This is a genomic window from Mesorhizobium sp. M2A.F.Ca.ET.067.02.1.1 (genome assembly GCF_004023285.1).
Classification (GTDB): Bacteria; Pseudomonadota; Alphaproteobacteria; order Rhizobiales; family Rhizobiaceae; genus Mesorhizobium.
In genome coordinates this window covers 1-2,538 of record NZ_RZSB01000814.1, presented here as the reverse complement: position 1 = coordinate 2,538, position 2,538 = coordinate 1, and the positions used below count along the sequence as shown (strand labels likewise).

General features: G+C 66.5%; 3 protein-coding genes. All 3 read left to right on the top strand.

Annotated elements, in window-relative coordinates; translation table 11 throughout:
- The first annotated feature begins 2 nt into the window (after positions 1 to 2).
- Positions 3 to 914, top strand: a complete 912-nt coding sequence (locus EOA28_RS32180) for an ABC transporter permease (RefSeq protein WP_245501647.1) — start codon at positions 3 to 5, stop codon at positions 912 to 914.
- 40 nt (positions 915 to 954) lie between these two features.
- Positions 955 to 1,656 carry an isochorismatase family cysteine hydrolase gene (locus tag EOA28_RS32175; protein WP_127250401.1) on the top strand — a complete coding sequence of 234 codons (702 nt, stop codon included), beginning with the start codon at positions 955 to 957 and terminating at the stop codon, positions 1,654 to 1,656.
- A 10-nt stretch (positions 1,657 to 1,666) separates the two neighbouring features.
- Positions 1,667 to 2,538: ATP-binding cassette domain-containing protein (locus EOA28_RS32170; protein WP_128315680.1), on the top strand; the 872-nt coding region annotated here is incomplete at its 3' end.

Sequence of the window (2,538 nt, the reverse complement as noted above, 5' to 3'; positions counted from 1 at the left end):
ACATCGGACTGTGGGGCGTGCCGCTCGCCATGCTGGGCGGGGCTATCCGCGTCTCCACCCCCTTCATCTTCGTCTCGCTCGGCGAGGCCATCACCGAGCGTTCCGGCCGCATCAATCTCGGCCTCGAAGGCACGCTGGTGTTCGGCGCCATGAGCGCCTACGCGATCGCGGTAATGACCGGCTCGCCATGGCTCGGCCTTCTGGCCGCGGCGCTCGCCGGCCTCTGCTTCGGCCTCTTCCACGGCTGGATCTGCAAATTCCCGAAGGTCAACGACATCGCCATCGGCATCGCCCTGATGCTGTTCGGCACCGGGCTCGCCTTCTTCTTCGGCAAGCCGTTCATCCAGCCTTCGGCGCCCGACCTGCCGGCGATCCGGTTCGGCAACTGGTCCGACATCCCGCAGGTGCAGGCGGCGCTCAACGTCAACGTGCTGTTCCTGATCGGTGCCGCACTTGCCGTCTTCCTCTGGTGGGCCTTCCGCAACACGCGCGTCGGCCTGATCGTGCGCGTGGTCGGCGACAGCGCCGACGCGGCGCGCGCCATGGGCCTCAATCCCAACACGGTGCGGCTGCTCGCCACAGGCGTCGGCGGCGCGCTGGCCGGCATCGGCGGCGCCTACCTGTCGCTCTACTATCCCGGCAGCTGGACCGAGCGCATCTCGTCGGGCCAAGGACTGATGGCGGTGGCGCTGGTCATCTTCGCGCGCTGGAATCCGCTTGGCTGCTTTGCCGCAGCGCTCCTGTTCGGCGGCGCCGGCGCGCTCGGCCCGGCGCTGCAGTCGGTGGGCGTCACGCAGGGCTACTACCTTTTCTACGCCGCGCCCTACATCCTCACCCTCATCATCATGATCGCCACCTCGTCGCCGAGCCGCACGCTCGCCGGCGCGCCCGGCGAACTGTCGATCACCAAATGACCGCGCACCACGCACCGCTCGCGAGACCGGAGTTTTCGCCATGAACGCCAGAGCCGAGATCACCCAGCGCTACATCGACGCCGATCCCTATCCCTGGCCCTACAATGGCGATCTCAGGCCCGACAACACGGCGCTGATCATCATCGACATGCAGACCGACTTCTGCGGGCCTGGCGGCTATGTCGACCATATGGGCTACGACCTGTCGCTGGTCCGCGCGCCGATCGAGCCGATCAAATCGGTGCTCTCCGCCATGCGGGCCAAGGGCTACACCATCATCCACACGCGCGAGGGCCACCGCCCTGACCTCGCAGACCTGCCGGCCAACAAGCGCTGGCGCTCGCGCCGCATCAATGCCGGCATCGGCGATCCGGGTCCGTGCGGGCGTATCCTGGTACGCGGCGAGCCGGGCTGGGACATCATCCCCGACCTCTATCCGACCGAGGGCGAGCCGATCATCGACAAGCCCGGCAAGGGCTCCTTCTGCGCCACCGACCTCGAGCTGATCCTCAACCAGCGCGGCATCGAGAACATCGTGCTCACCGGCATCACCACCGATGTCTGCGTGCACACCACCATGCGCGAGGCCAACGACCGCGGCTTCGAATGCGTGATGCTGGAGGATTGCTGCGGGGCGACCGACTACGGCAACCATTTGGCGGCGATCAAGATGATCAAGATGCAGGGCGGCGTGTTCGGCGCGGTGTCGAATTCGGCCGCGCTCGTCGCGCAGCTGCCGTGAGGAGCCGGCGATGAGCGGAACGCAAGGAAAGGCGACCGGCGTCGAGACCATCGGCATGACGATGCGCTTCGGCGCCTTCACCGCGCTGGACGATGTCTCCATCAAGGTGCCGGAAGGCTCCTTCCACGCGCTGCTCGGCGAGAACGGCGCCGGCAAGTCGACGCTGGTCAAATGCATGATGGGTTTCTACCACCCGACATCGGGCGACATGCTGGTCGATGGACGCCAAGTCGCGATCGCCAGCCCCAGGGATGCCTCGGCGCTCGGCCTCGGCATGGTCTACCAGCATTTCACGCTGGTGCCATCGCTGACGGGCGCCGAGAACCTGGTCATCTCGCGCGAAAAAGTGCCGGGCGTCATCGACTGGCGCAAGGAGCGCACGGCGCTTGCCCAATTCATGGAGCGCATGCCCTTCAAGCTGCCGCTCGACGTCAAGGTGGCCGAGCTAGCCGCCGGCGAGAAGCAGAAGCTGGAGATCATCAAGCAGCTTTATCTCGGCCGCAATTTCCTGGTGCTGGACGAGCCGACGTCCGTGCTCACTCCGGGCGAGGCGCAGGAAGTGCTTGGCCTGGTGCGCGGCATGACCAAGGCCGGCGATCTCACCGTGCTGATGATCTCGCACAAATTCCACGAGGTCACCGCATTCGCCGACGACATCACCGTGCTGCGCAAGGGCAGGCTCACCGGAACCGGCAAGGTCTCCGATCTCACCCACAAGGCCATGGCCGCGATGATGATCGGCGACCAGCCGATCGCCGCGCTCGACAGCCGCGCGGCGCAGAAGCAGGACGCCGAGATCGTGCTCAAAGTGAAGGCGCTGAAGGCGCCGGACCGCACCGGGCTCAAGTCGATCGACATCGCCGATCTCGGCGTGCGCTCCGG